20 protein-coding genes and 3 tRNA genes are annotated in these 26,105 nt (G+C 40.7%); 10 read left to right on the forward strand and 13 right to left on the reverse strand.

The features are described 5' to 3' along the window. Positions 1-21: 21 nt before the first annotated feature. Positions 22-780, reverse strand: coding sequence for a tRNA pseudouridine(65) synthase TruC (truC, locus tag PROVRUST_RS07015; protein ID WP_006814053.1), 759 nt, complete (start codon positions 778-780; stop codon positions 22-24). Positions 781-783: 3 nt separating this feature from the next. After that, positions 784-1,122 (reverse strand): YqcC family protein, encoded by a 339-nt coding sequence (locus PROVRUST_RS07020; RefSeq protein WP_006814054.1) that lies wholly within the window; start codon positions 1,120-1,122, stop codon positions 784-786. Positions 1,123-1,389: 267 nt separating this feature from the next. Here PROVRUST_RS07020 and PROVRUST_RS07025 point away from each other — a divergent pair, with 267 nt between their 5' ends. Continuing rightward, positions 1,390-2,289 carry a VirK/YbjX family protein gene (locus tag PROVRUST_RS07025; protein ID WP_006814056.1) on the forward strand — a complete coding sequence of 300 codons (900 nt, stop codon included), beginning with the start codon at positions 1,390-1,392 and terminating at the stop codon, positions 2,287-2,289. A gap of 388 nt (positions 2,290-2,677) precedes the next feature. Here PROVRUST_RS07025 and syd read toward each other — a convergent pair whose 3' ends face one another. Then, a complete protein-coding gene (gene syd, locus PROVRUST_RS07030; RefSeq protein WP_006814057.1) occupies positions 2,678-3,238 on the reverse strand; it encodes a SecY-interacting protein in 561 nt (186 codons plus the stop codon). A 160-nt stretch (positions 3,239-3,398) separates the two neighbouring features. Here syd and queF point away from each other — a divergent pair, with 160 nt between their 5' ends. The 3 genes from queF (at position 3,399) to xni (ending at position 6,530) form a co-directional block, all read left to right on the forward strand. Beyond that, on the forward strand, positions 3,399-4,244 hold the full coding sequence (queF, locus tag PROVRUST_RS07035) for an NADPH-dependent 7-cyano-7-deazaguanine reductase QueF (protein ID WP_006814058.1): 846 nt from the start codon (positions 3,399-3,401) through the stop codon (positions 4,242-4,244). Positions 4,245-4,346: 102 nt separating this feature from the next. Beyond that, entirely contained in the window at positions 4,347-5,714 is a 1,368-nt protein-coding gene (gene ppnN, locus PROVRUST_RS07040; protein WP_039854705.1) for a nucleotide 5'-monophosphate nucleosidase PpnN, read from the forward strand. A gap of 48 nt (positions 5,715-5,762) precedes the next feature. Continuing rightward, positions 5,763-6,530, forward strand: coding sequence for a flap endonuclease Xni (gene xni, locus PROVRUST_RS07045; RefSeq protein ID WP_006814060.1), 768 nt, complete (start codon positions 5,763-5,765; stop codon positions 6,528-6,530). A gap of 46 nt (positions 6,531-6,576) precedes the next feature. Here the strand turns inward: xni and rlmM are convergent, their stop codons facing one another. From rlmM to PROVRUST_RS07060, 3 genes are read right to left on the reverse strand one after another with little or no spacing between them, the layout of a single operon-like run. Then, complete coding sequence (gene rlmM / locus PROVRUST_RS07050) at positions 6,577-7,680, reverse strand: 23S rRNA (cytidine(2498)-2'-O)-methyltransferase RlmM (protein ID WP_006814061.1); 1,104 nt, start codon at positions 7,678-7,680, stop codon at positions 6,577-6,579. Then, on the reverse strand, positions 7,673-8,068 hold the full coding sequence (locus PROVRUST_RS07055) for a DUF423 domain-containing protein (RefSeq protein WP_039854706.1): 396 nt from the start codon (positions 8,066-8,068) through the stop codon (positions 7,673-7,675). The genes rlmM and PROVRUST_RS07055 overlap by 8 nt, the downstream gene beginning before the upstream one ends. Before the next feature lie 27 nt (positions 8,069-8,095). Continuing rightward, positions 8,096-9,037, reverse strand: a complete 942-nt coding sequence (locus tag PROVRUST_RS07060; RefSeq protein ID WP_006814063.1) for a transcriptional regulator GcvA — start codon at positions 9,035-9,037, stop codon at positions 8,096-8,098. Positions 9,038-9,677: 640 nt separating this feature from the next. On the opposite strand from PROVRUST_RS07060, the gene csdA reads away from it, so the two are divergent. Both csdA and csdE read left to right on the forward strand, forming a co-directional pair. After that, the gene (gene csdA / locus PROVRUST_RS07065) at positions 9,678-10,883 is read left to right on the forward strand and encodes a cysteine desulfurase CsdA (protein WP_006814064.1); all 1,206 of its coding nucleotides are present in this window, start codon (positions 9,678-9,680) and stop codon (positions 10,881-10,883) included. Positions 10,884-10,894: 11 nt separating this feature from the next. Further along, positions 10,895-11,353, forward strand: coding sequence for a cysteine desulfurase sulfur acceptor subunit CsdE (gene csdE, locus PROVRUST_RS07070; RefSeq protein WP_006814065.1), 459 nt, complete (start codon positions 10,895-10,897; stop codon positions 11,351-11,353). Positions 11,354-11,386: 33 nt separating this feature from the next. On the opposite strand, the gene tcdA is transcribed toward csdE, so the two are convergent. Then, positions 11,387-12,199, reverse strand: coding sequence for a tRNA cyclic N6-threonylcarbamoyladenosine(37) synthase TcdA (tcdA, locus tag PROVRUST_RS07075; protein ID WP_006814066.1), 813 nt, complete (start codon positions 12,197-12,199; stop codon positions 11,387-11,389). A 30-nt stretch (positions 12,200-12,229) separates the two neighbouring features. After that, positions 12,230-13,321 (reverse strand): murein transglycosylase A, encoded by a 1,092-nt coding sequence (gene mltA / locus PROVRUST_RS07080; RefSeq protein ID WP_006814067.1) that lies wholly within the window; start codon positions 13,319-13,321, stop codon positions 12,230-12,232. A 225-nt stretch (positions 13,322-13,546) separates the two neighbouring features. On the opposite strand from mltA, the gene PROVRUST_RS07085 reads away from it, so the two are divergent. From PROVRUST_RS07085 to PROVRUST_RS07095, 3 genes are all read left to right on the forward strand, one after another. Then, a tRNA-Met gene (locus tag PROVRUST_RS07085) sits at positions 13,547-13,623 on the forward strand. Positions 13,624-13,715: 92 nt separating this feature from the next. Then, a tRNA-Met gene (locus tag PROVRUST_RS07090) sits at positions 13,716-13,792 on the forward strand. A 28-nt stretch (positions 13,793-13,820) separates the two neighbouring features. After that, positions 13,821-13,897: transfer RNA gene (locus PROVRUST_RS07095), tRNA-Met, on the forward strand. Between the two features lie 157 nt (positions 13,898-14,054). Here PROVRUST_RS07095 and amiC read toward each other — a convergent pair. After that, positions 14,055-15,308, reverse strand: a complete 1,254-nt coding sequence (gene amiC / locus PROVRUST_RS07100) for an N-acetylmuramoyl-L-alanine amidase AmiC (protein WP_006814069.1) — start codon at positions 15,306-15,308, stop codon at positions 14,055-14,057. 393 nt (positions 15,309-15,701) lie between these two features. Between amiC and argA the strand changes: the two genes are divergently transcribed. Next, a complete protein-coding gene (argA, locus tag PROVRUST_RS07105; RefSeq protein ID WP_039854708.1) occupies positions 15,702-17,042 on the forward strand; it encodes an amino-acid N-acetyltransferase in 1,341 nt (446 codons plus the stop codon). Between the two features lie 79 nt (positions 17,043-17,121). On the opposite strand, the gene PROVRUST_RS07110 is transcribed toward argA, so the two are convergent. Genes PROVRUST_RS07110 through ptrA form a run of 4 tightly spaced genes read right to left on the reverse strand, consistent with a single transcriptional unit; the run spans position 17,122 to position 26,103 of the window. Beyond that, the gene (locus PROVRUST_RS07110) at positions 17,122-17,697 is read right to left on the reverse strand and encodes a hypothetical protein (protein ID WP_006814071.1); all 576 of its coding nucleotides are present in this window, start codon (positions 17,695-17,697) and stop codon (positions 17,122-17,124) included. 23 nt (positions 17,698-17,720) lie between these two features. Continuing rightward, positions 17,721-19,598 carry an exodeoxyribonuclease V subunit alpha gene (gene recD, locus PROVRUST_RS07115; protein WP_006814072.1) on the reverse strand — a complete coding sequence of 626 codons (1,878 nt, stop codon included), beginning with the start codon at positions 19,596-19,598 and terminating at the stop codon, positions 17,721-17,723. 5 nt (positions 19,599-19,603) lie between these two features. Continuing rightward, positions 19,604-23,209 carry an exodeoxyribonuclease V subunit beta gene (gene recB, locus PROVRUST_RS07120; protein WP_006814073.1) on the reverse strand — a complete coding sequence of 1,202 codons (3,606 nt, stop codon included), beginning with the start codon at positions 23,207-23,209 and terminating at the stop codon, positions 19,604-19,606. Next, entirely contained in the window at positions 23,206-26,103 is a 2,898-nt protein-coding gene (gene ptrA, locus PROVRUST_RS07125; RefSeq protein WP_006814074.1) for a pitrilysin, read from the reverse strand. Before ptrA ends, recB begins: the two co-directional genes overlap by 4 nt. Positions 26,104-26,105 lie beyond the last annotated feature (2 nt).

Genomic DNA, 26,105 nt, shown 5'->3' on the forward strand with positions numbered 1-26,105 from the left:
CCTCCCCTCTATTAAAACTTATCAAATTGCATGATTGATAACGTTAATATCTAAACTTTTGACCGTATCTAGCCACCCAAATTGTTCAATGAGCGATAACCATTGTGCATCCCAAGATGCAACCAACGATATTTGTTCTTCTGTTATGGGATGAATAAATACAAGTTGGCTAGCGTGCAACATTAAGCGTGATACACCGAAATGCTCAACAACCCCACGATTTTGGCGTAGATCTCCATGCTTACTGTCACCCAGGATTGGATGGCGCAAATGGGACATATGGCGTCTAAGTTGGTGCTTACGCCCAGTTTCTGGCTTAAGCTCTACTAAGCTAAAACGAGAGGTTTCATAGCGCCCAATAGCAACAGGGCATTCAGCGGTTACCAGTGGACGATAATGCGTCACACAATCCTGCAATTTCGGCTCTTTAGAAGCATGTTTATCTGCTATTTTATCCAGCTCTTCTAATAGTGGATAATCCAATCGTTGGGCATCTGTCACATATCCGCGTACAACAGCATGATACGTTTTTTCCATCTTATGTTGTTCAAATTGCTCCGCTAATAATCTTGCGACCTCACTCGATAAGGCGAACAATAGAACCCCAGATGTGGGTCTATCAAGACGATGAATGGGATAAACATGCTGACCAATTTGATCCCGCAAGGTCTGCATAACAAAAACGGTTTCTTTGCTATCAAGCCAACTACGGTGAACTAACATACCTGCGGGTTTATTGACGGCAACGACGAACTCATCTTGATAGATAATCTCTAACATGAATTATCCGCCTGTTACAGTAAACTGAAAATAGCTATCGAGCTCACGTAAATGGTCAAGAAACGCAATAAACTTGCCATCTTCATCATCTTTGTAAACTTCTTCAAAATAAGGGGCAATCGCAAAATTGCTCGGCAATGTTGCTCCCTGCTCAATCATTTCATTCAAACGAGGGATTAGGATCCATTGTAACCACTGTGCGGCCTCCATTGTATCTATCGCAAAAGGTTCCACACTTTCAAATGCTTCAGGGCTTGGCGGAACTTCATCCCATAAAGATTGGGCTTTCATCTCAGCTTCTAGATGCTCTAATTTCTCTAAGATGCGTTGTTCGATATTCATACTAAAACCTATTTAACTGTAATAATTCAAAATATACTGGATTTTATTGCACAATTCTGTCGAAAAGATGGGGCGATACACAATAAATGGGGCTGACCATAATAAAAAACAATATTCCAGATAAAGATGGATATTTTTATACCCTTTACTCTCTTTTATTAAAACAATTTATATTTGTTTATCTTTCATTGTACATTCAGCATTTATTATCAAATGTTTTTCTAAATGATTGGATTTTTTCATTCTTAACATAAAAATGGTTTATCTATGGGACTCTTAAAGCAGTGGCGTCAGCAAAATAAGACGTGGAAATCTTTCACTAATAAATATGTAGAATTAAAAAGAAAGATCCGAATTGCCAAGCTGCCTTCGCAAGAATATCAGCAGTATCAATCGATGTGTGAAAATTACCAAAGTTCTCGACTAGCGGCAGTGATTGATGGTGTTCCTCACTTTATTGAGCGCCCAATTAATAAATACCTGCATAAAGCTTGGAGTGGAAAACAGAAATTACTCACAGCAAGTTACACTCTCGATTTAATTGAGAAAACATTCAAACCAGAAGCTATTGAAGCGATGTTTTCAAATAATCGCTCAGGATTAACCATCGCTAATATCGAACTTAAATCCGGCGATTTTGCTCAATTAAAACTGATTTATTCCCAGTATCCACGAGAGGGTGACCTTTCTGTTCATCTACTTAATGAACTGGGTGACGAAATTTATCTAATGAGTTTTTCATTTGGTGAGAAAGGTCAGCTGTATGTGTGCTCTTTGCAAGGGCCTTCCACGGAACAGAGTGTGGAACAAGTAAAATCTATCACGAAACAAATGCATGCGATGAGACCTAAAAACCTTCTCATGTCGGCAATCTATGCTGTTGCTGCCTTTTTCCAAGTCAAATCAATCCAAGGGATTTCGAATGATAGCCATATTAAAAGCCAACATTTAAAATCAAGCTATAACACTTTCTGGGAAGAGTGTGGGGCAAGCTTAACTTCTGATGGTTGGTACCAACTTCCATTGCAAGAACCTACTCGCGATATTGAATCAGTCAAAAGCCAACGCCGTTCTGAATTTCGTAAACGTGAAGCCCTACGGGAAGCGATGTCCCAGAGTATTATCGAATCGTTGAACCAAAACTCTCGTTCAATAGACCATCAATGATAAAAAAAGTAGCCAGTTAAAACCTAACTGGCTACTTATCTATTTACCAACTTGCATCCTGCAAAACGACATCCTGCCGTCTAACATCCTGTCAAAACAATTTAGCGGATCAATTTAATCTGCTAGGTTATCCATTACCTTGTTTTTATGTATAAAAAGCCAAACAAACTTACCCTGTCCAGCCCGCTAAGAATGTATTAAATCCATTAATGAAACAACCTAGCTCTTCAAACTAAACTATCTAATAAATAACGGCGAAATCTTAAATTGATAGTAACGCCATGAAATTAAAAGTGAAATAATTATCATTTCACTGAAATTAAAAATAATTAAGCGATAGCTTAGCTAAATTGTAGGCTTAGGCTTACAGACTTTCGTCCTTTATCTCTTACCCCTGAGATGATAGTGCAGGCTTCAGTTGTTGAATAAAGCTCGCAAGATTTGTTGCAAGTACTCGCCGTTCCTTACTACCAAATTTTTCCAAAATAATTTCTCCGGTCAAATTACACATAGAAATCATGTCTAGCTCAGAATCTAATGTCCCGATAAATAACGTTGGAGATAGCTTAAGTCGTTTTTGGGTAACTAAATGACCAATAAGATTTTCTTGCAGGCGAATAAAATCATCTTCATTCCAAACTTGCAGTAAATTGAGATGAATATCTTCAAATGTCGCACTGATATCCCCGGCAAATTGAGAGGTATAAAATGCATGGATATCATCTTGCAATTGGATATCCAACGCGGCTGCAACTCGGCTTAAATTTTTTTCCTCTAAAGGAAATGGCTGAGGCTCCCAATAAACCACATCCTCCCCGGTTCGAACAATACAAGGAGAAGGGACACCATATAGGTCACTCGACTCTGGAGGAAATCCGGTTACTTCTTGCCATTTTGAAACATACTGCAAGGTAAAATCTTTAATTAAATCAGAAATTATTGTATTCATTATTTAGCAACTATGAGAAATAACGTTATTTAAACCAATTTAAATTGGCAGACGTCAATATTATCGATAAGTGGTATTATGACAGAAGTTTCAAGGCGAATAAAATGCGCACAATTTTTTAGTTTTCAGAAAAAATATCGTCTGAAAGATAAGGACCTTTATGCCACACTACCAAAACAATCCGGCTCTCGATAATTTAACCCTTGGGAAAAAAACAGCTTACCACGATCAATATGATGCAAGCCTATTACAAGCCGTTCCTCGTAGCTTGAATCGTGATCCCTTGGATATTCATGCAAATGCACTCCCATTCCATGGCGCCGATATTTGGACTTTATATGAGTTGTCATGGCTAAATCATCGTGGAGTTCCACAGGTTGCGATTGGTTCGGTGAGTATTGATGCAACAAGTGAAAACTTAGTGGAATCGAAAAGTTTTAAGCTGTACCTCAACAGTTTCAATCAGACTCGTTTTGAAACGTGGGAAAATGTGCGAAGCGTTTTGCAAAATGACTTAAGCTACTGTGCTAATGGTGGTGTTAAGGTTACACTTTATAAGCTCGATGATTTCACTCAGCAAAGCATTCATCAATTCCATGGAGAATGTATTGATGATCAAGATATTGATATCGATAACTATGAATTTAACCGCCAATATTTAGTCGATAGCACACAACCCTTATTGGTCGAAGAAACACTCGTCAGCCATTTATTGAAATCAAATTGCTTGATAACCAACCAGCCAGACTGGGGTTCTGTACAGATTCACTATCGCGGTTCAAAAATTAATCGTGAAGCTCTATTACGTTATCTTGTCTCATTTCGTCATCATAATGAATTTCATGAGCAATGTGTTGAGCGAATATTCAATGATATAACTGCGCTGTGTAATCCAGAAAAACTCAGTGTTTATGCACGCTATACACGACGAGGCGGCTTAGATATTAATCCATGGCGCAGTAATGAACAATTTACCCCTGATATGGGGCGTTTAGCACGGCAATAAGTACCTACTTAATTGAAAATTAGTGTAATTGAAGAAAATGCTTTTCAAACCATTTTTCATGTAATTCACACGTCAAGGCCCAATAGGGCAAAGGAGTGTTACTTGATTACTCATATTAGTCCATTAGGATCTATGGATCTCTTATCTCAGCTTGAAGTGGATATGCTGAAGCGGACCGCTAGCAGCCACTTATATCAGCTATATAGAAACTGCTCCTTAGCGGTTCTACATTCTGGTAGCTTAACGGATAGCAGCAAAGAGTTATTAGAGAAAAGCGCTGGCTTTGATATCAATATATTACGCAGAGAGCGTGGTATTAAGCTCGAGTTAATCAACCCACCGGAAAAAGCGTTTGTTGACGGAAAAATCATTCGTTCATTGCAAGCGAACTTATTCGCCGTTTTACGCGATATTTTATTTGTCCACGGGCAAATCAATACGGCTCAAAAACAGTTCCATCTTGACCTAGAAAACGGTATCCATCTCACCAATATGATCTTCTCCATACTGCGTAATGCCCGCGCACTGCACATTGATGAAGATCCAAATATGATCGTTTGCTGGGGTGGACACTCCATCAATGAAACCGAATATTTGTACGGTCGCAAAGTGGGTAATGAGCTAGGGTTACGAGAACTCAATATCTGTACAGGCTGTGGCCCCGGAGCGATGGAAGCCCCAATGAAAGGCGCCGCAGTAGGCCACGCTCAACAACGTTATAAAGACAGCCGTTTTATTGGTTTAACTGAGCCATCTATTATCGCTGCTGAGCCACCTAACCCATTGGTTAATGAACTCATTATCATGCCTGACATTGAAAAACGTCTTGAAGCGTTTGTCAGGTTAGCTCACGGAATTATTATTTTTCCGGGTGGTGTGGGGACTGCGGAAGAATTACTGTATCTATTAGGCATTATGATGGATCCAGAAAACAGCGAGCAAGTATTACCGCTGGTTCTCACGGGACCAAAAGAGAGTGCGGAATACTTCACTGTTCTGGATGATTTTATTCGCCATACTTTAGGCGATGAAGCTTGCCAACATTACCAAATCATTATCGATGACCCGCAAGAAGTTGCTCGAGTCATGAAAAAAGGCATGTCTGCGGTAAAAGAAAACCGTCGAAATACCGGTGATGCCTATAGCTTCAACTGGTCGATTAAAATTGCCCATGACTTACAGCATCCATTTGAACCTACCCATGAAAATATGGCATCCTTGAGCCTACATCCAGGCCAAGCACCAGAGAAACTGGCATCTGATTTACGTCGTGCATTCTCTGGAATTGTTGCTGGTAACGTGAAAGAAGTCGGTATGAAAGCGATAGAAAAACAGGGTCCGTTCAAAATTCATGGCGATAGCGATATTATGAAGCGTATGGATATTCTCCTTCAAGGCTTTGTAAAACAGCATCGAATGAAGCTGCCGGGCGGAACTGCATACGAACCTTGCTATGAAATCGTGAAATAATGACTCTCTCGCGCCAAGGATGGCGCGTCAGAAGGCCTAACGGTATTTATGATCCACTTATTAATTATTGACGCATTGAATCTAATTCGACGTATCCACGCGGTTCAAGGTAGCCCCTGTGGAGAAACGTGTTTATCCGCAATTTCTCAGCTAATCACTCATACAGATGCCACCCATATTGTGGCCGTTTTCGATGAGGATGGCAGGCATCATAGTTGGCGTCATGAAAAATTGCCTGACTACAAAGCGGGTCGCCAACCCATGCCAGAAGAATTACAAACTGAGCTTCCCTCGTTAGTCTCCCAATTTGAAGAAAATGGTATTCACTGCTGGCAATCAGAAGGTGATGAAGCAGACGATTTGGCCGCTACGCTAGCAAAACGGATAGCCAGTGCGGGTCATACGGTAACCATCGTTTCCACCGATAAAGGTTATTGCCAGCTACTTTCACCCAACCTACGTATTCGTGATTATTTTCAAAAACGTTGGCTTGATGTGCCGTTTATTGAAAATGAATTTGGTGTAAAGCCGGAACAACTACCAGATTATTGGGGACTTGCAGGGATCAGTAGCAGTAAAGTTCCTGGTGTTGCAGGAATTGGTGCGAAAAGTGCCACAACGCTACTTCAGCGATTTCAGAATATTGAGAATCTGTATGCTAACTTTGATTCACTTGAAGAAAAATGGCAGAAAAAACTCGCTAACAATCAGGAAATCGCGATGATTTGCCGGGATATTGCAACATTGAAAACCGATATTATTCTTAAAGGTAACCTAAACCAGCTACGCTACCAAGAAGCTAAACCCTCGAAATAAAAAAGTCACTTCATCGTGAAGTGACTTTTTATCTTTGTTTGATTAATTAGTAAAACTCACGAGCCATCGGGTTAGCAGACCATACCCGCTGCACATGTACGGTGATTTCTTCACGGTCATGATACAGCTGCTTAGCTTGAATCAATACGTTAATACCATTTTCTTTCAACTGGGTCCTCATTTTTTCGAAAATATGAGTGACCTCTTCATAGCGCTTTTTCATCGGTAATTTCAGATTGAAAATAGTTTCACGACACCAGCCTTCCTGTAGCCATTGCGTCATTAATGCTGCAACCTTAGCTGGTTTTTCAACCATATCGCAGACTAACCACGTAATATTTTGCGATGTTGGTTGATACTTAAAACCATCAACACGATGATGTTTTACTTGCCCTGTATCCATCAAGCTTTCTGCCATCGGGCCATTATCCACAGCGTCGACCATCATGCTACGTTTGACTAATTGGTAAGTCCATCCCCCCGGACAGGCGCCTAAATCTACCGCTTTCATTCCACTAGCTAAACGCTCATCCCATTCTTCATAAGGGATAAATACATGGAAAGCTTCTTCTAATTTCAATGTTGAACGGCTTGGTGCATCCGATGGGAATTTCAGTCGCGGGATCCCCATATAAAACATAGAACTATTGTTTGAATAAGAATAACCGGTGTAGCAACAACCCGGTGCAATAAAAAACACATGCACAATTGGGCGTTTAAAATTCTCTTTTGCCAATAACACTTTTTCTTTACGTAATGCATTACGCAGAGGAACTGTAAATTTACGGCAGAATTTCATTAACTCTTTGGATTCATTCGTATCCGCAACTTCTACGCGAAGATCACCCGCTCTCTCAACTTGTTGTTTGAGAATATTCACTATTGGAGTAATACGATCTTCAGGTGGCAGATCCTTGAGTAAGTCTCCCACAACAAACATTTGGCGAGCAAAAATCAGTTCACGAAACGGCAGAGTACGAGCTAGTCGATCGGCATCTTCGGCTTGATAGCATTCGAAAATCACATACCCACTGTTCTCTTTTACACGGGCAAAACCAAAAATTTCCCTCTGCCCTGCTTTATCTGTAATTTCTGCTGCACACTCTTTTTCAAAGCCCGGGCGGCAATACAGTGCAATTTTATTACTCATTGCGTGACGCCAATTTCCTTAGACGCATAGCGCCAATAACCACTAAAAGCCAGCCAATCAGGAAACACACGCCTCCTATTGGCGTAAAATATGAAAAGTATTTTACCTGCAATAAGGCCATACAATAAAGGCTTCCACTAAAAAGAAGTATCCCTACGGAGAAAAAGACTCCCGACCAATAGAACCACAGAATAACTTTACGTAATAAAACTGCGCTCAATACCATCAAAACGACAGTATGAAACATTTGATATCGTAGACCTGTTTCAATCCACGCCATTTGGTGCTCACTCATAATTGGCGCAAGCGCATGAGAGCCAATAGCACCAAAAGCAACGGCAAAAAAACCGCTAATCCCTGCAAAAATTAACATCAAACGACTATTCACGATAGCACCTTAGTTTTGATTGTTTAACTATTCGATAAGCGGTAAATCTTGATCATTGGTAATAAAACCTAACTTTTCTTGTTCACTCGCTGCTTGCGCTAGGATCCATTGACGAAATGCCGCTATCTTCCCTATCTCTGCCTGATTCTCTTGGCAGACTAAATAAAATGCATTTTTACTAACTAATACTTCACTAAATGGGCAAACTAAACGACCAGCATCAATCTCATTTTTTGCCATTACATTATTGGCCAACGCAACACCTTGCCCATGGACAGCCGCTTGGATCACCATCGCACTGTGACTAAAAATAGGACCTTGCTGCACATTCACCACATTTTGAATATCTAATTGCTTAACATAGGCTTGCCAATCTCGACGGGATGAATCATGGAGCAACGTATGTTTCGCTAAATCTTCTGGGATCTTGAGCTGTTTTTCTCCAGTTAACAATGTTGGTGAACAAACTGGCATTAAATACTCGGCATATAGCCGGTCAGTTCGTAGACCTGACCAATTACCTTTTCCATAAAAAATAGCGACATCAACATCATCAGCTAACTTATCTTCTTCACGATCCACCGCTTGGATTCGCACATCTATGCCGGGAAAAGCTTGATTAAAGCCCGAAAGGCGAGGCACCAACCATTGTATAGCGAAACTGGGAGATAAGCTCACAGTGAGTGCGCCTTTAGCACTACGTGCTTGAAGCTTTCTCGTCGCCTCATTTAAAGAAGAAAAAATTTCTTTAATATCGAGGTAATAACTCTGCCCTTCTTCGGTCAGTAATAATGAACGATTACGCCGACGAAATAATTTCAACCCGAGGAAATCTTCCAAACTTTTTATTTGGTGACTGACAGCCGCTTGCGTAACAAACAGTTCATCTGCCGCTTTAGTAAAACTTAGATGACGAGCGGCGGCATCAAATACTCTCAGAGCATTTAAGGGCGGTAATCTTTTAGACATAATCAGTTCTACTTGGCTTCGCTATATGCATTAGTTTTTTTCATCCGAAGCATTATAAATTGTCCATTGAGGATACGCTAGTAAATACCTATAGTATGCGCACTTCCTAAGCCGGAACGAAAAGTTGCAGAGTTTAGTTACTTTGAAACTTTTGGCTTTGTGGTTGTGATGTTGTGTTTGCAAGTTGTCTGGATAAACCAGGCTTTGTAGCGATTGCTACTGTTTTTTTCACTTCCTGTACATTTACCCTGTCTGTCCATAGTGATTTTATAGTGCACCGCCTAAGCGCGGTGCTTTTTTTATTGTTCTTCTATAAAACCCACAAAATCAAAGATAAATAATATTTATTTCATCGTAATAAGAATAACTTCATATTTAAACGCCATCTTAAATTAAATTTATTCATTAGTCTAAAAAACAACGTTCAATACTAAAGCAGTAATCGATGACACACCGTTTGCAATTATTCTAAAACTTACGTCACACATTAAAAATCAAGTGTAACAAAATATTTCAAAAAATGGATAAAAGAATGACGTTTTTTATCGCATTCTACTTATTCCGCATTTTCCGTTATGATTAAGCCTTAAATAAGCCCATTTTTACCTCGTTGAATAGGTAACAACATAGAATTAACACCATGGATAATTTTAGCGCTCCACAATTTCGCCAACAATTTCCTGCGATAAATTCAGAAACGATATTCCTTGATAGCGCAGCAACCGCACTCAAGCCGTTGGAGATGATAAATGCCACCAATGATTACTATCGACTGTCGGGCAGCTCCGTTTATCGAGGGCAATCCCCCGAGTCACTGAAAATCACCCGCAACTATGAACAAGGGCGCTTATCTGTCGCGAAACTGATCCATGCAATGGATGAAAAGAACATCATTTGGACGCGAGGGGCTACCGAATCGATCAATCTGATTGCGCAGAGTTATTTCCGTAACAAGCTTCAGCCCGGTGATGAAATTATTGTCAGTGAAATAGAGCACCATTCAAATCTATTGCCTTGGATGATCTTGGCTCAGCAAACGGGAGCGAAGCTCGTAAAATGGGCTGTAAATACTGATTTAACTCTCGATCTTGCTACACTTAAATCTTGCTTAAATGCGAATAGCAAAATTATTGCTATTACCCAAATGTCCAATGTCACTGGATATCAACCTGATATTAAAGCCATAACTCAGTTGGCTCATAATGTCGGGGCTAAAGTCGTTGTCGATGGAGCTCAAGGTGTTGTCCATCACCCGCTTAATGTCACAGCGACTGATATTGATTTCTATGTATTTTCTGCTCATAAACTCTATGGTCCAACAGGACTAGGAGTCTGCTATGGAAAAGCTGAACATCTTGAACAAATGACGCCATGGCACGGCGGCGGAAAAATGTTAAACAAAGTCAATTTCGACGGTTTCACACCTGCGCCGATTCCACAACGTTTTGAGGCCGGAACACCCAATATCGCAGGAGTCATAGCCTTCTCTGCAGTTTTAGATTGGTTAAAAACTCAAGACCTAGCCCAAGCAGAAACTTATACTTGCTCGCTAATTAGTTATGCGCGTGAGCAACTAGCCCTGTTCGATGGGTTGATTTGCTACAGTGCCCCACAATCGCCGCTATTATCTTTTAATTTTCAAGATATCCATCATAGTGATTTAGGTCTTTTCTTGACCGAACAAAAAATTGCTCTACGCTATGGGCAACACTGTGCACAACCATTAATGGATTCACTGAAAATAAGCGGTTGCTTACGGATCTCCGCGATGCCTTACAATAATAAACAAGATATTGATAAGTTTATTAATTCAGTAAAATTTGCACTGTCGATTTTAAATGATTAAAAGGAAATCTAATGACTTTGTCTAGACATGAACTGGCTTCTCATCCCTTTGGCACAGAGATTGTCACACATGAAATTGTTGAACAGTTTTCCAAACAAAAAGCTTGGGAAGAAAAATATCGTCTATTAATCCAGTTAGCGAAACAGTTGCCAACATTAACGGATGAAGAAAAACAACAGACCCAAGAAGTTCAAGGTTGTGAAAACCGAGTATGGATTGGCGCACTTCTCAATGATGATGATACTTTTCACTTTTATGGTGACAGTGAAGGACGTGTAGTAAAAGGCTTATTTGCTATCTTGTTAACCGCGATCGAACATAAGAATGCCGAGCAAATATTAACAACTGATTTTGATGATATTTTTAACCAGACTGGTTTATCAGGACAGCTTAGCGAGTCACGCCAGAATGGTATTCAAGCGTTGATCGCCGCGATAAAAAATATCGCGAGTGAAATGACCCCTGCCTAATGATATTTGAGGCTACCTCGTAGCCTCAATAACCTATTTTTGAGCCTCACGCTGAGCTTTAGCAATCATTTTTTTCAATGCATGAGATACAGCAATAAAACCAAAGCTAGCAGTAACCATCGTCACCGCCCCAAACCCTGAAGCACAATCCATACGTTTAGAGCCATCTGCGGTACTTTTTGCCGCACAAACTGTGCCATCACTCTGCGGGTAAACCAATTGCTCAGTCGAGAATACACAATCAATTCCTAGCTTACCCTTGCCATTTTTAACGACATTAAAATCTGACTTTAATCTTTCGCGCAATTTTGCGGCTAAAGGATCTTGAACAGTCTTAGCCAAATCTACAACTTGGATCTGTGTTGGGTCAATTTGCCCACCAGCACCACCGGTTGTCACAACAGGAATTTTAAAACGTCGACAATAAGCCAGTAGAGCCGCTTTCGGTCTAACACTGTCGATAGCATCAATGACGTAATTAAACCCTTTGGAGAGGTATTCAGAAACATTATCGACGGTAATAAAATCATCGATAACATTCACCTGACATTCGGGGTTAATATCCAAAATACGATTCTTCATCACATCAACTTTAGGCTGCCCTACGGTTGATTTCAGAGCGTGAAGTTGTCGATTAGTATTAGTGACACAAATGTCATCCATATCTATCAGAGTGATAGAGCCAATACCTGAACGAGCTAACGCTTCCGCAGCCCAGACGCCTACACCACCAACACCAATGACACAAACGTGAGAACGAGCAAATAACTGGAGAGCTTGTTGCCCATATAAACGCCCAATACCAGCAAATCGCTGCATCCACGCGTCAGAAAGTTGAGTTTGCATAATGACAAACGACCTTAGTTAAAACAGTAACTACAACGAACTAAAAACAGGTTGGCTCTTTTTCAACACCCACACGCGTCCATAGTGGTTATAAAAACCCGCCATTTTTCCCGCTTCATGCCCTGTTCCGTGATAAATATCGAAATGATGCCCTTTAATTGCACCACCAACATCAAGTGCCACCATCATACGCATTTCATATTGGCCCGTAAATTTTCCGTTATTATCCAATACTGGGATTTCAGCTAATAATGCAGTGCCTGGTGGGATCAATGTTTTATCCGATGCGACTGAGGCTTTAGCAATTAATGGTACTGCACTCGCGCCACGTACCGGTACAAAAGATTGCGGATTAAAGAAAACGAATGAAGGATTGGATTCTAATAACTCACGAACTTCTTGTTCACTGTGGGAATTTGTCCAATCATGGATCGCTTGTAGAGACATTTTCTCTAACGGGACTTCGCCACGATCAACTAACACTTTACCTATGCTTTTATAAGCATGACCATTTTTTCCGGCATAACCAAAAAAGTTTAGCGGGCTACCATCACCAAAATCTACATAGCCACTGCCCTGAACTTCCATCATGAAGTTATCAACTGCAGAATTACTATAAGCTAGTATGTGTTTTTTACTTAACGCACCATTATAGATTTGCGCTCGACTCGGTAAACGTTTTTTACCTTTCGGTGGCATCCCGTAAAGTGGATGGCGGAACTCCCCTTGTGGTGAACGGCGAGCTTCGATAACTGGCGTGTAATATCCCGTAAATTGAACGTTACCGTAGTTATCCATTCCTTCCATTTGGAAAGCCGATAAATTAAAGCGTGATAACTGAGCCGGATCGCCCCCCGCCATCAACCAATTTTCTATCGCATGATAAGTGTCATTATTACTATTGAATAAACGTGGTGATGAATTTTTAATTTCCGTCACTTGGCGATTAAAGTCAGGAGTATTAATAGGCCTCCCTTGTACATTAACTTGACTCACTGGCTGTAAGTCACTAACCAATTTACCATCTTTATACTGCTGCCCTTTATCTGTTGGATGAGATTGACAACCAACTAAAAAACTCAAAAAGACGCCTGCAATTAACCCTTTCTGCCATGAATTCATCTTTACCACCTAACTCATATCCGATATGAAGCGCACAATAGCAAACCCAAATTGAGAATGAAACGTGTAAAAATATTTAGTGGGGCTATTTTTACTTTTCACCCTCACCGAGAATAAAAAATCAACATTTTGTCTATTTTTCATCCTCCAAGTAATGAAAAATGAAAAAAAAACACGAAAAAACTTGCATCAGATCTCATCCCGAGTATAGTGCCCGCTATCGGACGCGGGGTGGAGCAGCTTGGTAGCTCGTCGGGCTCATAACCCGAAGGTCGTTGGTTCAAATCCAGCCCCCGCAACCAATTTTTGATTTAGTCATTTCTTGATTTAGTCAATGTAGTTTCGGTAGTAAAATCAAAATGTAGTTTATTAAAGTAGTAAAAAATATTTCAGGCGCGGGATGGAGCAGCTTGGTAGCTCGTCGGGCTCATAACCCGAAGGTCGTTGGTTCAAATCCAGCTCCCGCAACCAATTTCCTGTTATATTTTAACCTTTCAGTCGCGGGGTGGAGCAGCTTGGTAGCTCGTCGGGCTCATAACCCGAAGGTCGTTGGTTCAAATCCAGCCCCCGCAACCAATTCTTAGTTGTATTCTTTCTTACCTATTCCTTTAAAGCTTCAATTCGTTTTCTACTCTTTCAATTTCCAACAAATTACTTTTTATCAATACGTTACTTTTTTGCTAATAAAAAAGGCGGCGCACATTGCTGCTCACCACCTTCTTTAATTTATTAATTATTTATTACGGATTGCTAACTCGCCACCATTGCGGAAATAGGCTTTAATTCCTTGGAAAATTGACTCTGCCATTTGCTGTTGGAATTTAGCAGTCTTTAACTTACGCTCTTCTTCCAAGTTACTAATAAAGGCAGTCTCCACCAAAATAGACGGAATTTCAGGGGCTTTTAATACTGCGAACCCAGCCTGATCAACCCGATTCTTATGCAGTCTATTTACTTTTCCCATACGTTTAAGGACTTCATCCCCAAACTTCAAACTGTCATTGATTGTCGCTGTTTGCACCAGATCTAACATGGTATGGTCGAGATAAACATCGCCGCTTTTACTCACCCCACCGATTAAGTCAGCTTCGTTCTGGGTTTGTGCAAGATAACGTGCCGTATTACTGGTGGCACCTTTTGTCGACAACGCAAACACCGATGAACCATTTGCTGAGCGGTTAGTAAAAGCATCCGCATGAATCGATACAAAAAGGTCTGCCTGCATTTTTCTGGCTTTTGCTACCCGCACTTTCAATGGAATAAATACATCCTCATTACGTGTCATATAAGCACGCATTTTTGGATCTTTATCAATCAATGCTTTCAATCGACGGGCAATTTGTAAGACTACGTCTTTTTCGCGTGTCTTATATTTACCAATTGCACCGGGATCTTCACCGCCATGACCAGGGTCAATCATGATAATGATCGGTCGGTCAGTCCCTGCTTTACCCGGTTTTTTCGCCTGAGCAGGCATACTCTCTTCTAAATCCCCTTTATTGTAATCCTCAAGCAATGCCAATAAAGGATCATCGTTGGTTTCTACCCCTTTACCCGGATAAAAATCAATGACCAAACGATGTTTAAATTCTGAGACGGGAGCAATAGTAAAGAATCGAGGGCTAACCTTATTCTTTACTTCAAAAACTAAACGTACTGTTTTCGGATCAAATTGCCCAACCCGAACTAATTTTAAGTAAGGGTCACGAGACTGAATCTGGCTTCCCATATTTTTTAGTACGTTATTTAACTGTACGCCTTCCAAGTCAACGACAATGCGCTCAGGATTATTCAGCACGAATTGGCGATACTTTAAAGGGACGCTCGATTCGAGTGTAATACGGGTATAACTCGAGGCTGGCCAAATGCGCACGGCAATAATGCTGCTACTCGCAGCAAAACCGAATGGGCTGACACTCAGCAGCATAACCGCAGCCGCACCTTGTAATAGGCGGCGTTTTGATGGGCTGTGATCTTGATGACTCATCAATAATTCCGAATCTAAACCTGAAAAGTTAAATATAAATTAAGACAAGAGATAATATCTTAGCGATTAATTCGCACTCTATCTAGTTCTTCATGCTTTGTCATTACCAAACTATTATTTATATGTCGGAATGCTGATCTTATTTCAGCAATATAAATGACGTCATACTGCAATCCAAATAGACTAATTATGCTCACTAATTGAATAGCATTGATTGGCAACCATCTGATATACAGATTGAATTGTTTTTATTATAGACATTTATATATAGAGATATGTAAATATTAAAAATAAATTTGTTACTTTTCTTGTCTCATCTTTTACTTGATATTTACCGCCAAAAAGAATAAAAATACAGTAATAGCGAATAAAAATTCAATTAAGAGGGTAATTATGAAAGAGCGCAGCACCGAGTTGGTTGATGAATTTCGCCATTCGGTACCCTATATAAACGCCCACCGCGGTAAAACATTTATTATTATGTTGGGTGGTGAAGCAATCGAACATGAGAATTTTCCAAGTATTGTCAATGATATAGGCTTATTACATAGCTTAGGAATTCGTATTGTCGTTGTTTATGGTGCTCGACCTCAAATAGAAGGTATTCTCGCAGAACATAATTATGAAGCTATTTATCATAAACATACGCGCGTTACCGATGCGAATACCCTTGAATATGTGAAACAAGCCTCTGGCGCCTTACAACTGGACATCACCGCTCGTTTATCGATGAGTTTAGGAAATACACCGCTGCAAGGTGCCCATATTAATGTGGTCAGTGGTAACTTTGTAATTGCCCAGCCTCTAGGTGTCGATGATGGAATTGATTATTGCCATAGTGGCCGTATCCGCCGCATTAATGAAGATGCGATTAACGCGCAATTGGATAATGGCTCAATCGTCCTAATTGGTCCTGTTGCAGTATCAGTGACTGGTGAGAGTTTCAATCTGACATCCGAAGAAATTGCCACACAGCTAGCCGTAAAAATCAAAGCTGAAAAACTTATCGGGTTTTGTTCTTCTCAGGGAGTCGCTGATAAAAACGGCAATATTTTATCTGAATTATTCCCAAATGAAGCCGAAGCTCGTATCCAAGAGTTAGAGTCTGAAGGGGATTATTATTCTGGTACTGTACGTTTTTTACGTGGCGCAGCAACAGCCTGCCGCCGTGGTGTACGCCGCAGCCATCTATTGAGTTATCAAGAAAATGGCTCATTAATCCAAGAACTGTTTTCTCGTGATGGTATCGGAACACAAATCGTCATGGAAAGTTCAGAGAAAACCCGTCGTGCCAATATTAATGATATTGGGGGGATTTTGGAGCTTATCAGGCCATTAGAACAGCAAGGTATTTTAGTCCGCCGCTCTCGCGAACAACTCGAAATGGAGATTGATAAATTTACCATTATTGAGCGAGATAACTTAGTGATAGCCTGCGCAGCACTTTACCCTTATCCTGACGAAAAATTAGGAGAGATGGCATGTGTAGCCGTGCACCCAGACTACCGAAGCTCTTCCCGTGGTGAGGAACTACTTAACCGAGTAGCGGCACAAGCCAAACAATTAGATCTGGATAAATTATTTGTCCTAACGACTCGCAGTATTCATTGGTTCCAAGAGCGTGGTTTTATGCCTGCCGAAATTGAAATGCTACCAATGAAAAAACAGGCTCTGTATAACTATCAACGTAAGTCTAAGATTTTGATGTTAAATATTAAAACTCACGTCGCTTAAGCTACAGATAAAAACCCATGAATGAGATTAAAAACCTTACCGATAATTTCATATCTGGGTTTTATCGTTGTTCAGCAAATTATGCGATTTGTACAACTCGGCATTTTTGACTCAGTGGATTAGCCTCTAATAGTGGTCTTAGAATTTCTTCCATTTCACTAAAAGAGGTTCCGTAGAAATAAAATGCCGTTTCTGTTGGGCCATCCCAAACCCCATGAATACTGCCAATATCTTCTACTGCTTCATCCAATTGGTCGAAAAGATCATTGATATCATTGTTTTCGTACACCTCTGCCGGTAATTCAGTCCCATTAAAGTAAACTGCTAAACCTTCATCAGTACCAAAATCAATTCGTACATCTTCCCCATGAATGGTTAAACGAGACCCTTTTGGCGCTAACATGCCAGAAAACATCTGAATAATTAAGCTGATATTTTCATCACTTGCCTCAGTAACCGATAATTCGATGTCGCACTCGGAAACTTCGCCAGTGTCACCTAATAGAGTACCACCACCACTAATTTGGATTTCTTTCTCTTTACCAAGTTTTTCCATCGCTTCATCAAAAGCATCTTCTAGATCAGCACGCCTTGCTGGCTCAAGCTTGGCGTTCAATGTCACAGTGATAGCGGTCATAGGCTGTTGGTTTTCCATAATATTACCTTAAATCAGTAGGGTTAATTCAATTGCATCAGTTGTAGGGTTAGGCCGCTACGACGCTTTGTTGGGGTCTCAATTGCACGGCGTAATACTTTTTTACTACCATACAGTGATAATTCTTTTTTAGCTCTAGTGATCGCGGTATAAACCAGCTCCCGCGTGATCACGGGGGAATATATATAAGGCAGTACTAAAGCGGTATGAGTAAATTCCGAACCTTGTGATTTATGTACCGTCATCACATATGCAGTTTCATGCAGTGGCAGGCGGTTGGGTTGAACGCCTCTAATCTCCCCATCTGGAAACTGAAAATAAGCTCTAAATTGGCCATCCTCATCCGGTAAGATTATCCCAATATCCCCATTAAATAATCCTAATGGACTATCATTGCGGCTGATCATAATAGGTCTGCCCGCATAATGTTTATGCTGCTGATTGTAAGGCTTATAAATTAAGCCCTGTCGATGAAGTAGTTTTTCAAGTTTGTCATTTAACCCAGAAACGCCATAAGGGCCGTCACGTAATGCAGTTAATAAACGGTACTGATTGAAAATATGCAGAATTTTTTCAGGTTTCTCTTTCGCTTTAACCGCCAATAGATACTCTTGATAAAAGCCTGCAGCATCCAACAGCATATTCACGTAGCTTTCCCCGCTTTCAACTTCAGAGCTATTATCATCAAAAATATAACTGTGAATATCGGTAAGTTGCTCATTTAAAATGATATCAGCACGCTTCGCATTACCTGTATTTACAGCAAAAGCTAACTTCCCAATCCCTGAGTCTGCGGAAAAACGGTAACTTTTTCTCAATAGACAAAGGCTATCGCGGATCACTGGGCCTTCGTTATTTGTAAAGTCGCTCAATACATAGCCGGTGAGTTGTTCCAATTGAGCAGCCCGATTTACACTGTAGCCCACATCCGCAAAACGGCAGATATCACCAAGTACAGCTCCCGCCTCCACAGAAGCTAGCTGGTCTTTATCTCCTAAGAAAATCAATTTAGCCTGTTCCGGAAGTGCTTCAATTAATTTAGCCATCATGGGTAAATCCACCATTGACGCTTCATCAACAATTAAAATATCTAACGCAAGGGGATTGTCACGATGATAACGGAACTGCTGACTCTCAGGTTGAGCACCGAGTAAGCGATGCAATGTTTTAGCTTGGCTTGGTAGTAATTTTTCTTCATTCGAGCTAAGAGACAGTTTTTTGATTGCTTCACCTAATGATTCGGTTAAACGTGCAGCTGCTTTTCCTGTCGGTGCCGCAAGCTCAATTCTTAAGCGATGAGATTGCCGATGCCCAAGTTTTATTAATGCCGCTAAAATACGGGCTACTGTTGTCGTTTTTCCCGTTCCCGGCCCACCTGAAATCACCGATACCCGGCTAGTTACAGCAACTGCTGCAGCAATTTTTTGCCAATTAATATCAGCTGGCTCAGGGAATAGTTGGTCTAAAATCGGTTGAATACTATGCTCATCATGGCTATCCAACTGCGTTTTCGAGAAAAAACTCGCAACACACTGCTCATACTGCCACATTCGCTGGAAATAGAGATAATCACCCGATAGGATTAATGGTGCAATGCGCTCATCACCCGCCAAACAAACTGACTCTGAGGCTAACAAAGCAGCTTTGATTAATTCTGGACTTGGTGCGCCGATCGCTTCCCATAATTGAGCAGAAAACTCAGGATGTCGTCCTGCAAATAACGTTTCAAAACTAATATCATTCAGTGCTAAGCAAACATGTCCTGACATCGTTTCTGCACTCAATAGCGCTGCAGTCATCAGCATAATAGGATTATTTTCATCCGCAATACTGTATGCAAACTGCACATCAAGGGGACTTAATAAACGCGCTTCAATACCTTGATTTAACAGTTGTTTCATTATGACTAACCCTCAAATTGTGCATTAAGAAACAGCTGATTAAATTCGGTAATAAACGCCAATGTTGGGCGATAGAAGAAAATACCATTCTTTGAATTTGCACTATCTATCCCTCTTAAGAAGAGGTAATACACCCCACCAAAATGTGTTTCATAATCATAGTTAGGCATTCGGTGTTGAAGAAAACGGTGTAAAGCTAGTGAATACAGCTGATATTGCAAGTCATAACGATGGTCAATCATCGCTTCAGCCATTGCCTCTTGAGTATAAAATGAAGCATCCTCTCCCAGATAATTCGATTTATAATCCAATAGGTAAAACTTACCTTTCCAACAAAAAGTTAAATCAATGAAGCCTTTTAAAATCCCTTGCACTTGCTCAAAATTGAGCGGTGGGCAACGCTTAGAGAGCGGGTCATGCTGATGAGTGACCGCATCCACATCTTTAGCACTTAATAGACTATCAATAGGCAAATAAAATTGCATTTCATCCAATCTATCTTGTGGCAATAATGCCGATAGGCATAACTCGTCATCCGCTAATGGCACCGTTAAAATCGCATTTAGCCACGCTTGAAGCATTTCAACCCACTGGATATCAAACCCTGCGGCTTGGAGCTGTTCTTCTAACCACTCTGACGAGATATCACCCGAGAAATCAACTTCTTCCATTAAGCCGTGCAAAAAGGTTCCTGGCGCAGCGCCTTTAGGGAATCGATGTGGCGTGAATAAATTATCCTCTGATTCAATAAGCGCCAAATCTGAACTGGCTTCAATATCCATTTTGGGCGCTAATGAATTAGCAAACTGCAATGCTGATAATGTCTGCTCTTCCTCACTATAGGAGCCGTGATAACTCAGCCCCGAATAGCTCGTCACTCGCCAATGGTCATCAAAGTGGCGTGAGATCTCTTTAGCAGATAAATCATCAGTGCTTGTTATTGTTAAATTTAGTCGTTCAGCATCAAAGGATTCAATACGTTGAACATCGATAGTCTCATTACTGAGTTCTGTGAGCATATTGGTTAACAATACAGAATCACCCTCTTGCCCTTTTTGCAGCAAATAACCTAATGCAGATAAATGTAAATCACTATTCCCAGCTTTTTTACGATTACCTTTAATTAATGGTGCAATTCCCACACTGCAATGATAGATTCCACGGGTTAATGCCACATACAGTAAGCGAAGATCTTCAGCCAAACGCTCTTCATCAGCTAAATCGACATACTCTTTCGCATCATCTAAATCTAATTTAGTGATGAAATCCTCGCGATCGTGGAATAGCCCTTGAGACTGTGGTAAGAAATTACTCGCAAAGGGTAACCAGACAATTTTATATTCCAACCCTTTGGATTTGTGGATAGTACTGATCTGCACTAAATGTCGGTCACTCTCTAAACGCATTTGTTGAGCATCAGATTGATGGTCCGGATGTGCAATCTGTTGAGCCAACCAACGAGTTAGTGTGTGCTCACCTTCAAGTTGAAGGGACATCGCTTGTAATAACTCACCGATGTGCATGATATCCATCAAACGGCGTTCACCATCCACGCCAGAGAGTAGCGTTTCGGCAATATGTCGCTGGGACATCACAACTCGTAACATAGGCAAAACACCACGTTTATGCCAAATTACTGCATAACGAGCGAACTCATCAACAACGTTTTCCCACACTTTCTCATCGTAATTTAAATTATCAATATCTTGAGCGGTTAAGCCAAATAATCCTGTGGCTAAGGCGCTACGTAACACCCTTTCTTTTTCCGGAGTCAGCACTGCTTGTAATAACCAAAGCAACTCTTTAGCTTCTTGGGTTGCGAATACACTCTCACGATTCGATTGGAAAACTGAAGGTATATTAAGTTGGTTTAGTGCATCACGGATCAAAATTGCTTCACGACGACTACGAACTAAAACTGTAATATCGGATGCTTCTACCGGAGTCTGTTTTTGTTGATTAACAAAGTAGGTAGTTCCTTGTAATCCACCAGAAAGATACTGAGCTATTTGCGCCGCGCACTGCTGAGAGATAGCTTGCTCATACTCAGCGACCGAAACGGCTTCCGAGTTTTGCAGCCAAAAGGTTAACGCTTTTACTTCTGAACCCTGATGGAACAGTGTCTTATTGATATTATGTGGCGCATAATTAACTTTCTGAAATGGTATCTGCTCAAAGATAAATGGATTATTGCAATGACTAAAAATACGGTTTACTGCTTCAACCATATTCTGTGATGAACGGTAGTTTGTTTCCAATGTATAGTGAGCACTAACTTGTTTTTTAGCGGCTATATAGGTGAAAATATCCGCACCACGAAATGCATAAATCGCTTGCTTAGGATCCCCGATAAACAGTAATGCGCTATCTCCAGTATTTTGATAGATTCTCTGAAAAATGCGGTATTGCTGAGGGTCTGTATCCTGAAATTCATCGATCATGGCAACAGGAAAACGCTTAGCAATAGCTTCTGCTAATAATGTGCCACCATCTTGTTGCAAAGCTTTATCTAATCGAGTTAATAAATCATCAAAGCCAAGCTCTCCACGACTCTGCTTCTCACGAGCAATAGTTTGCCTAACTTCGCTAATAGCTTGTGGAATGATTAAGTCACGGAGAGTTAATGTCTGAGCCAGTAATTCATCAATTTGACGAAATACTTCATGAGCTGGCCCTGAACCACTTTTTGATTTTTCATCTAACCGAGATTGAGTAAAACGCTCAAGTATCTCTTGTGGTAGTTGGTAATCTTCAGTTTCTTGGTGTGCCCAGTCCGTAATTTTTGCCAGCCAGCTTGGTAAAAAACGCGAACTGTAGCTGCGCTTATCAACATCTGAATCAGTAATTAACTTTTCGAAATCCCCATGATGAGCTTTCCACGCCTCTTTTACATTTTGAATTAACTCAATCAAGCGTTGATGGCGTTCTTCAAGTGTTTCAAGCTGTTCTGGCTGATTGATAATTAATGGAATATCACCTTGTAAAAAAGGTTTAATCTCCGTCAAGAGAGCTTCTGGCCCACTCCATTGTGACTGCACTACTTTAGTCATGGAATAATCTAAAGGGTAAAAATGGCGCCGCCAAAAATCGGCACAAGCCTGTTTCTGGATGGGGAATTCATCTTGGATCATGGTTTGTTCAAACAAAATCCCAGACTCAAACGCATTATGAGCCAACATTCTTTGGCAAAAACCATGAATGGTATAAATGGCAGCTTCATCCATTTGACGCTCAGCTGCCAATAACCAGTTTGCCGCAAACTCACGCTGTTCTTGGTGGGGTAGCTCGTCTAATAATGTCAGATACTCAGGCTCAGAGTCGAACCCTAAACCATTTCTCAAACAAGCTAAGCGCATTTTATGAATCCGCTCACGAATACGCCCACGTAATTCATTGGTTGCAGCCTCAGTAAAGGTTACAACCAAAATCTCTTCAACACTGAGTGGTCTAGGGAACGCATTTTCGCCCCCTAGCCCCAGCAATAGACGCAGATAGAGGATCCCTATCGTATAGGTTTTACCTGTACCCGCCGATGCTTCAATTAACCGTTGTCCTTGCAACGGTAATTTATAAGCATCTAACAATTGGGAACTCATCTGCATCTTATTCACTCAGCATTTTCCTTGATAGGTAATCTTTTTTGTAGCTCAGAAGCGGTTTGGTATAACACCCAATTTTTAAGTTGAGCATAACCCGATTTCTCAGCTACATCTTGACCTATCACTTGGGAAGCTAAGGCTAAACCGCGCTGCTTTAAAACCGCGTTCTCGTAGTATGAAATAACTTCAGCTTGAGTTGCTGTTCCCAATCTAGCTAAAACTTTATCTCGCGTATCGAAACTAAAAATATTACGAGAAAAATCAGATGAGTAACGCCCTACTTCCTCATAGAAAGTTTGTGGCGGTTGATTCATCTCCGTTATCATGGATTGTTTGTATTGTTCGAACTCGGTAGCCGGTAATTTCTTCAGCTTATCTAATGCTATACGGTAAAAATCCTGATAACGAGTATTGAGATAATCTGGTGTTTTTGCATTACTTTGCAGTAAGAAACCGATACCCCATTGGTCACCTAAACCCACCTTGAAGGCAAATACGGCATACCCTAGCTGCTCATTCGTTCTCAATTGATCATAGAACCAAGGCTGAACAATTTTAGCTAGGATCCCAGAAAGTACAGCCCCGTCAATACGCTCATAGCCAGCAGGAATAAAGATTTCTGCTAACGCATTATCGCTACTGTTACCTTTCTTATGGAAATCGGCTAAATACGGTTTATCAACAACGACAATGTCACCACGCCACCACTCTTTACCCTGACTTTTCAATAATGCACTCGCATCTTTGATAGTCTGAATACTTTGCTGCTGGGTGATGTTACCAAAGACTAAGGCTTGTAGTGCGGCACTTTCCACTAATGTACGACGATAATCCGTAATATCCTTAAGAGAAATTGTCTCCAATGCAGAAAGTCTCTGCTCTTGTTCGAAATAAGGAACATTATTTAGTCGTTGTAATGGCTGCATCGCTAATTCATAAGCTTTAGCGTTGTTTGATACATCAATTTGCTCTTTGTACCACGATTTTGCTTGAGCCAATTCTCTTTCTGTCGGCTCAAAACTTAAATATAGCTTGGTCATTGATAAAAATAGTTCAGATAAATGCTGAGTGTAGCCACTGGCATTTAACTGTAAACCAATCCCTGGGGAGACAGAAACTGACATTCCTGCCACAGAGGCTTGGTACTGCAACTCATCCATTTTTAATGAAGAAATATATTGCAGTAATGACCCAGTGACTTGAGATTTTGCATCTTTACTATCTTGGTTTGAACGTAAATCTAGCGTAATACTCGCTTTTGGCTCATCAGCAAAATATTGACTTGGCATATACAGCACCCGAGTATTGCCTTGCTGATAAATAAACTCAGGATGTTTATATGGTTTCTCTGTTTTAATCAGCGATAAGTTATCAGGAATATATGGATTCAATTTTGGCAGCTTAAATACCATTTTTGATTCCAATTTAGCCCAATGAGTAAATTGCTTATCCGTGATTTTGTCGACTTGATAAGGTGCATCGACAAAGTACGCTTTCTTATTGCTAGGTTCATTCGGGCTAATAAACCAAATACGCGAATTTTGAGCAGTTAGCTCAGATAAACGTTGCTTGATTGCCGAAGGATTATATTTATCCGCAACATAGTCAGAATCCAGAACATGACTAATCGGCATATCTATCATTTGGTCTGATAACCATTCGATATAATTCATATCCCTGACAATTGAGCCATAACGGAATGAAAGGTTCAGAACCTTGGCAATTTCATCGAAATAATCTTGGTTTATCCCTTGGTTTTTAATCAGGTCAATATAGGCAAAAATAGCAGCAATAATCTGGTCACGCTCAGCTAAGCCTTTATCTGTTAGCGTCACATAAATAGAGAATGAACCATAATTACGGTCTAGGTTTGGTGAGGCTGATGCGCTAATACCTTCCGCTAAACCTTGAGAAATCAGCCAATCAGCTAATGTTCCTGGGCTACGATTACCAATTAAATAGCCGATGTACTCGTCACTTTTGCTGCGAAAATCCGCCATATTGTTCTTGATACTGAACTCGATTTGAATCGCTTTTTGTGGCTGTGCAGGCACATAATGAATCAAAACGCCTTTTTCTTTGTCTGTCATCGCCTCTACTTTAATTTCAGGGACAGTGGCATTAAAGTTAGGGATACGACCAAAAGTTTCATTGGCTATTTTAGCTAATTGTTCGATAGATTGGTCACCATACAGCACCCCATTCATCAGGTTTGCTGAATAATAACGCTTATAGAAGCTCACTAGCTCATCTTGTAATTTACTATTTGGTTTATCTTTTAAAGTTTCTAAGTTTCCACCAGCAAACCGAGCATTCGGATGAGCAGGATTTAACGTTTCAGAACGGATCTGCCAAATACGCATACCATCACGAGCTCGCGCCATAGTTAACTCGGCATTAACCGCATTTCGCTCTTTATCCGCATTGATAGGATTTAACAATGGTTCAGCTAATGCATCAGCAAGTCTATCCGTCGCTTCTGCTAATGCCCCATTTTCGACTTCAAAATAATAAGCAGTACGGTGAGAGGCCGTACTCGCATTGTGGCTCCCTCCGTGCTTTTGTAGAAACTCAGAGAAACTACTTGGTTCAGGGTATTTTTTTGATCCCATTAACACCATGTGCTCTAGGTAGTGAGCAAGCCCTAACTGACTATCTGGGTTCTCAATACTCCCAACGGGTAGAGAAACTGCCGCTAATGATTTAGTGGCTTTTGGATCAGAAACCAGTAAAACCGTCATGTCGTTGTTCAGCTTTATAGCTTTATATTCCCGAGTGTCACTCACGCTTTTGTTGATTGAATCTGGCAATACCTGCCAAAGCGGTTGTGCAGCCATCGCACTACCAACAAATAGTAGTGACCATAGCAAGAATAAATGAGCGATCTGTTTGGATAAACGTAGCATCC

This window comes from Providencia rustigianii DSM 4541, assembly GCF_000156395.1.
Lineage (GTDB): Bacteria > Pseudomonadota > Gammaproteobacteria > Enterobacterales > Enterobacteriaceae > Providencia > Providencia rustigianii.